The 6,499-nt window shown below is 29.5% G+C and carries 6 protein-coding genes and 1 tRNA gene; 6 read left to right on the forward strand and 1 reads right to left on the reverse strand.

Annotated features, from left to right (window positions below):
* The first annotated feature begins 65 nt into the window (after positions 1-65).
* The 3 genes from ACQRC6_RS09510 to ACQRC6_RS09520 all read left to right on the forward strand — a co-directional run bounded on the left by ACQRC6_RS09510 (position 66) and on the right by ACQRC6_RS09520 (position 3,900).
* Positions 66-752: an ABC transporter ATP-binding protein gene (locus ACQRC6_RS09510; RefSeq protein ID WP_427848707.1), complete on the forward strand. Its 687-nt coding sequence runs from the start codon at positions 66-68 to the stop codon at positions 750-752.
* Positions 739-3,207: an ABC transporter permease gene (locus ACQRC6_RS09515; RefSeq protein WP_427848708.1), complete on the forward strand. Its 2,469-nt coding sequence runs from the start codon at positions 739-741 to the stop codon at positions 3,205-3,207. The genes ACQRC6_RS09510 and ACQRC6_RS09515 overlap by 14 nt, the downstream gene beginning before the upstream one ends.
* Positions 3,208-3,396: 189 nt before the next feature.
* Positions 3,397-3,900, forward strand: a complete 504-nt coding sequence (locus ACQRC6_RS09520) for an ECF transporter S component (RefSeq protein WP_427848709.1) — start codon at positions 3,397-3,399, stop codon at positions 3,898-3,900.
* A 7-nt stretch (positions 3,901-3,907) separates the two neighbouring features.
* Here the strand turns inward: ACQRC6_RS09520 and ACQRC6_RS09525 are convergent, their stop codons facing one another.
* On the reverse strand, positions 3,908-4,561 hold the full coding sequence (locus ACQRC6_RS09525; RefSeq protein ID WP_427848710.1) for a PepSY domain-containing protein: 654 nt from the start codon (positions 4,559-4,561) through the stop codon (positions 3,908-3,910).
* Between the two features lie 150 nt (positions 4,562-4,711).
* On the opposite strand from ACQRC6_RS09525, the gene ACQRC6_RS09530 reads away from it, so the two are divergent.
* The 3 genes from ACQRC6_RS09530 (at position 4,712) to murI (ending at position 6,499) form a co-directional block, all read left to right on the forward strand.
* Positions 4,712-5,401 carry a GntR family transcriptional regulator gene (locus ACQRC6_RS09530; protein ID WP_427848711.1) on the forward strand — a complete coding sequence of 230 codons (690 nt, stop codon included), beginning with the start codon at positions 4,712-4,714 and terminating at the stop codon, positions 5,399-5,401.
* Between the two features lie 89 nt (positions 5,402-5,490).
* Positions 5,491-5,566, forward strand: a tRNA-Lys gene (locus ACQRC6_RS09535).
* 105 nt (positions 5,567-5,671) lie between these two features.
* Positions 5,672-6,499, forward strand: coding sequence for a glutamate racemase (gene murI / locus ACQRC6_RS09540; RefSeq protein WP_427848712.1), 828 nt, complete (start codon positions 5,672-5,674; stop codon positions 6,497-6,499).

The raw sequence follows: 6,499 nt of genomic DNA on the forward strand, positions 1-6,499 counted from the left end.
TTTTTCTAGTCACTTTCCAGTCACTTAAATCTATTATTATCTAAATAAGATTAAGGAGGATTTTTATGATAGTTAAAACTGTAGATTTATCAAGGACATATAATAATGGAGTAGAAGTAAAGGCTCTTTCAAATGTGAATTTTGAAATGGAAAAGGGAGACCTAGTAGCAATTATTGGCGACAGCGGTTCGGGAAAATCTACTTTGCTTCACCTTCTTGCAGGAGTAGATACGCCTACAAGCGGAGATATCTTTATTCAGGATAAAAATATTACCAAACTTAATAAAGACGAAATGACTATATTTCGCAGGAGAAATATTGGCGTCGTTTATCAATTTTTTAATTTAATTCCCAATATTAATATTAGAAAGAATATATTACTTCCTCTTTTATTGGACAATAAGAAAGTAGATGAAAAATACTTCAAAGATATTTTATCTCTTTTAGGAATTGAGGATAAACTCGACAGATATCCGAAACAATTATCTGGTGGCGAGCAACAGAGGGTTGCCATTGCCAGAAGTCTTGTTACAAGACCAGCTATAATTTTAGCAGATGAGCCCACAGGTAATTTAGATAGAAGAAATTCAGAAGAAATTACGGGACTATTTAGACTTGTAAACAAAAGATTAAATTCCACGATCATGATAATAACTCACGATGAAAAAGTTGCAAATTCTTGCAATAAAGTTTATAAGATGGTGGATGGCAGATTAAATTTTTTAGGAGATGAGTCTTATGAAAATTATTAATGAACTTGCCGATGCAGCAGTAAAAAATAATAAAAAGGACACATTAGCAATTAAGGTTTCAATTCTATTGGCAGTTATTCTTTTAGGGACCCTTATTTTTATTTATGATTCGCTAAGAATTGATCAATATAATTATGTAAAGAGTAGCTTCGGCGACTATCATGTTTCAATATCGGAAATTGATAAAAATTTTTATGATGAATTAAAAAAGGATAAAGATATAAAAAAGATTTCTTTCAATAAAATTATAAAGACAGATTTAAAGGCAAGTATTTTTGAAAATGGGGACAAAAATAATCTTTTATCCTATGAAATAAAAAAAGGAAGAAGACCAGAAAATACAAATGAACTTTTAGTTCCAGAAGAATTTTTAATAAAAAATAGAGAATACAATTTAGGCTCAGAATTAAAAATAAAGGGAAAAACTTATACAATAGTTGGCATTTACGATGATTTTGGCTATTCCTTTGAAGAATCTTTGCTAATAGGTATAGCTGCTAGTGATAAAAAGGAAGACTTGTATAAGGATAGCGGTGGAATTGAAGCACAAATTTGGTTTAAAAATGTAAGGGATACTTATACTAAGACTAGAGAGATTTTATCTGAGATGAATATTGATGAAAAGCATGCCTTGGATATTGGAAGATTATTTTATAATAGAGATATTTTGGAATATAAGATGGTTTATCCTGGAGGGATTATTCCTCCTAAAAATGTAATGAATTCAGCAATTGAGAAATATGGAGCAGCCTTCCTTCTTTGCATACTTTTTGCCTTTATCATATATGGTGCTTTTAATGTTTGGAATAATAGAGATTTGCACGAGATTGCTCTATTAAAAAGTGTAGGTATGACGAAAAGACAAGTTAAAAAAATGGTTAGGCTCAAAGCATTAAAACTTTCAACTCTTCCAATAGCACTTGGAACAATTTTGTCTTGGGCTTTTGCTAACCTACTTATGTATTTAATGTGGCTTAATAACTCCATATCATATAAAAACATATCTAAAATTTTAGGAGAAATTTTAAAATCTCCAGACTTTCACTTTATATTACCAAGGGTAGAATCTATTATAATCATTGTCTTGCTATCGCTACTAATTGTTTATTTTTCAGCAAAAATTCCAGCGAAGAGAAGTTCTAAATTAAAAATTATTGAAGGTCTAAATGGAATTACAGAAAAAAATATTAAATTGGGCAAGTCAAAAATAAATGGTCCAATAGAAAAAACTCTTGCAAAAGATTATTATAGATCTTATAGGTCAACTTATAGAATTATTGTATTTTCAATGGCGCTTTCAGCCTTTGTCTTGACAACAGTTTTAGTCAGCCAATCATATAGAGCTTTAAATGAAAAATATAATAACTACAAAAGTCCTTACAATTTTAGATCTAGTATTTATGTAGATAATTTTTTGGACAAAAATTTTGTGAAGGATATGGAAAAAGTTAAAGGCATAGACCAATTGTACATCTATCAAAGAAATGATACAAAGTTTTATGTCGATGACAATAAAGATTTTATTTCTAAGGATTTAAAAGAATCTTTAGACAGTGGCAAAAAAACGAAGGACAAATTATATGCAAGGATATACGCCTTGACAGACGAAGATTTTGAAAAGCTTTTAAAAGAAAATAATATTTCAAACGCCTCTTATTTATTGCTTAATAAGATAGCAAAAGATGATAAAACTCCTTACGCCTTTAGAAAATATATAAAAATTTCAGAAAAGAAGATGGGAGAGCTTTCTTTAAAATATAATAAGGATGCAGAGCCAATGGCAGTGAAGGTAGATGGAATGATAGATGAAATGCCCTATGATTTAGAAGCATATAGTAGTAATGAAATAGCCATATTCACCGGCGAAAGTAATTTTAAAGAATTTATAGACAAATATGGAATAGATAAATCACACCCCGTTTACTATTACTTTGTAAAAATTAAAGCAGAAAATAATAAAGAAAAAGTTTTTGAAGAAGCTGAAAATATAATTTCTAGCTATGTTTCAAAGTCAGACCACAGAACCACTACAGATATTATAAGGGCAGCCATGGATAAAGAAGAGAGAAGAAATGTAGGTTTAATGAATTTAGCCATCCAAATTATTCTTATAACCATCGCTCTTTCTAACGCTTACAATAGTTTCAAAGGAAATCTTAGAGCGAGAAACACTGATTTCAAACTTTTATCGACGACAGGTATGACAGAAAAGCAAATGAATAAAATGGTCTTTTTAGAAGGGAAAATCTTATTTGCAAAAATTTTATTAGCTTATATACTGATGTTTTTTGCAGGAATAGCCGCAAGGGCATATAGAAGTGATTATAAATTGTCTTTTGCAATAAAAGAGCTTATCTTAAATATTAATTATATTCCAATTTTTGTGGTATTCATATTTATGATACTTGGAATCATGCTTGCAATGAGAAGTGGTCTAAAAATGGTAGATGAATAAATTTTTTAAAATATAAAATAAAAGGCTATGAGCGTTAAAAATCATAGCCTTTTATATTGCCATTTAAAGACTTTTTAATTAGATTTCCACTATTGATTTCTAATTTAATACAGCCTTTATAGGTCTTTTATCTTTATATAAGACAAAAATAGTGTTATCATAAAACTTATATTAATAAAAGGAGCAAATATGAAAAATTTCAAAGTAAAAGACTTAGTTATTACATCACTTTTTATTGCACTTGTCTATGTATTTACATGGATCGTGAAAATTCAGCTGCCCTTTGCACCAAATGGAGGACTTATTCACCTTGGCAATGTTCCCTTCTTTTTAGCTGCAATATTTTTCGACAAAAGAATTGGCATGACAGCAGGTGCACTTGGAATGGGACTTTTTGACTTGACAAGTGGATGGGTAATGTGGTCCCCAATGACAGTTATATCAGCACTAATCATGGGTTACATACTAAATGAATTTAATTACAAACACTTGAAAATAAAAAATTTATTAATTTCCTTTGTGCTTGTTACCATAGTAAAGGTTTTAGTTTACTACATTGGAGAAATATTTATCCTTTCGTCTTTTGTTACTCCACTTGCGTCAATCCCTGGAAACATTATTCAAATTGCAGTTTCATCAGTGATTGTGCTTGTAGTTTTAAAGCCAATGGAAAGAATTTTTAAAAATATTTAAAAGAGGGTTAGCCCTCTTTTTTAGTTAACATATCTTTTTGAATTAATTCACCAGATGTCACGTCGTACTTGTAGGAAATATCTGTGCCATCTTTTTCAACTTCAATTTCAACTACATATTTACCGTCGTCATATTCAACTGAATACTCTTTTGCAGCATAGCCTTTGCCTGCTTCTGCTACTGATTTTTTTATCAATTCGTCTACTGATGACAATAGATTTTTTTGAAGGTCAGACACATTGTCCTGTTTCTTTTCTGTTTCAAATTCGTTTTTAATAACTTCCTTGGTTTCTGCATTAAATGTAACTTCGTATTCTTTTTCAGCATCATATCCATCAATTTCATAAAATAAAGCTCTACCTTCAGTTTTTAATTTTAGAGATTCAATTTTTGCGTCAACGTGTAATTTTTTAAATTCTTCAAAGGCTTCTTCCTTTGTCATTTTTGCATCTGAGAGAGATTTCATTATGCTATTGTTTGAAGCTACTTTGGAGTTGTCCTTATCAACAGCTCCAGTTTTTTCATTTTTTTCTACTTTATTAGTAATTACAGCTGCATTATTTTTTGTATCTTCTGTAGTTTTATTTTTTCCGCTAGAACAAGCTGATAGTGTAAGTGCTAAAGTAAGTCCTAAAATTATCGCTAAAAATTTCTTTTTCATATTATTATCCTCCTGTTGTTAATATCATTAGTTTACCCAATAACTTAATTAGTAAACTTTTTGTAAATTATTATAATTATTTTAGCTTTAAAGTACATTTTATGTGATATAATTAAAAAAAGATTTATCGCCGCAAAGGAAAACATTTCAATGAATAGGGGAGTGGACTTTTTGGATCTTCGAAGCAATAAAAAATCTCTTAGTAATTTAGTTTATAGGGATTTAAAGGAAAAAATTTTAAAAAACATATTACTTCCAGGAGATAAGTTAATAGAAATGGAAATCGCTTCTAATCTCGGCGTCAGTAGAACTCCAGTTAGAGAAGCATTAAAAAAATTAGAAGAAGATGGACTTGTAACAAGTTTTCCAAGGAAGTCTTTTATTGTTTCTAAAATTTCTGTAAAAGAGGCAAAAAATCTTTATATTGTTAGGAAGTCATTGGAACCTCTTGCAGTGGAACTTTTAGCGAAAAAAGGTCTTAATGAAAAAACTGAGTATTTTCAAAAGATTAATGAAGATCTTAGAATTGCAATTGACAATAAAGATGAAGAATTGGCTCAAAATTTAATTATCGAATGGAATATGGCACTTGTCAGTTCTCTCAACAATGAAATTTTAGTTGAAGTTATGAATATGATTAACAAGAGACTGTATAGATTTGGGAATTTTATATTTAAAGAAAAGAAAAATTACAGAAAGCATTACGATAATTTGCAAAAAATATATAATTTAATTGAGGAAAAGAAACCTGCTGAAGCAAAAAAAGCCAGCGAAAAAACTATTGAAAATTTATATTCTATGTTTGAAGAACAAGCAGATTATAAAATGTTTAGAATTTAAAAAAATGCTTGACAATAGAATTTTTTTTATTTATAATTATTTCTGTTGCATCGACAATGTAAAAATTTCATAATGAAATTGTAAATTTTGCACCTTTAGCTCAGTTGGTAGAGCAACTGACTCTTAATCAGTGGGCCTACGGTTCGAGTCCGTAAAGGTGCACCACTTATAAGTCTGTAAATTTAATGTTTACAGACTTTTTTTAAAGAAATTTGTATTATTTTTGTTTTTCATCATGTATAGTATTATAATAAAAGAGTTGGTGATTTAATGAAAAAAGATTTGATTGGCTTTTATGATAGTGGAGTTGGAGGACTTTCTGTTTTAAAAGTTGCTTTAAATAAAATAAAAAATAAAAATTTTGCTTTCTTTGGAGATACCATGAGAATGCCTTATGGCGCAAGAAAAGACGAGGAAATAAGAGAATACACAATTGAAGTTATGGGTTTCTTTGAAGACTTAGGTGTTGATCTTTCTATAATCGCTTGCAATACTGCAACGAGTCATGGACTTAAAGATGCAAATTCTATTTACAATTATCCAATTATTGGTGTAGTTGAACCAGGAAGCATGAATGCAATTGAAAGGACTAAGAACAAAAAGGTTGCTTTAGTTGCTACAAAATCTTGTGTACAAAGTGGAATTTATGATAAAGTTTTAAAAAATATGGATCCATCTCTTGAACTAAATTCAGTCTATTGCCCAGAGCTTACACTTGCCATTGAAAGAGGAGAGCTTGAAGACGACCATATAGATGCAATTGTAGAAAAATATTTAGACGAGTTTGGAGATTATGATTTCGACACCATGATTCTTGCTTGCACTCATTATCCAATTGTTGAAGATTCTTTTAAGAGAATTTTTAAAAGACAAGGCAAAAAAGTTTTAATGGTAGACCCAGCTTATAAAACTGTTTCAGATGCCATTAATATTTTAAATATAGGTAATGAAGAAATTCCAAATAGAACTATTGACTTCTATATTACTGGCGACATAGACAAGTTTCGTTTCACAATGGATAAGATAGTAGACTTGAGTGATTTCAATGTAAGTTTTCACCATGTTAAAATTGAAGACTTAGAAAAGTATAAAAAATAA

The sequence above is a fragment of the Peptoniphilus sp. SGI.035 genome (genome assembly GCF_050315115.1).
Lineage (GTDB): Bacteria > Bacillota > Clostridia > Tissierellales > Peptoniphilaceae > Peptoniphilus_A.

What these genes read in the sequence shown, in the direction of transcription:
- ACQRC6_RS09510 (WP_427848707.1), top strand. Translation starts at nt 66, where the DNA reads ATGATAGTTAAAACTGTAGATTTATCAAGGACATATAATAATGGAGTA.
- ACQRC6_RS09515 (WP_427848708.1), top strand. Translation starts at nt 739, where the DNA reads ATGAAAATTATTAATGAACTTGCCGATGCAGCAGTAAAAAATAATAAA.
- ACQRC6_RS09520 (WP_427848709.1), top strand. Translation starts at nt 3,397, where the DNA reads ATGAAAAATTTCAAAGTAAAAGACTTAGTTATTACATCACTTTTTATT.
- ACQRC6_RS09525 (WP_427848710.1), bottom strand. Translation starts at nt 4,561, where the DNA reads ATGAAAAAGAAATTTTTAGCGATAATTTTAGGACTTACTTTAGCACTT.
- ACQRC6_RS09530 (WP_427848711.1), top strand. Translation starts at nt 4,712, where the DNA reads ATGAATAGGGGAGTGGACTTTTTGGATCTTCGAAGCAATAAAAAATCT.
- murI (WP_427848712.1), top strand. Translation starts at nt 5,672, where the DNA reads ATGAAAAAAGATTTGATTGGCTTTTATGATAGTGGAGTTGGAGGACTT.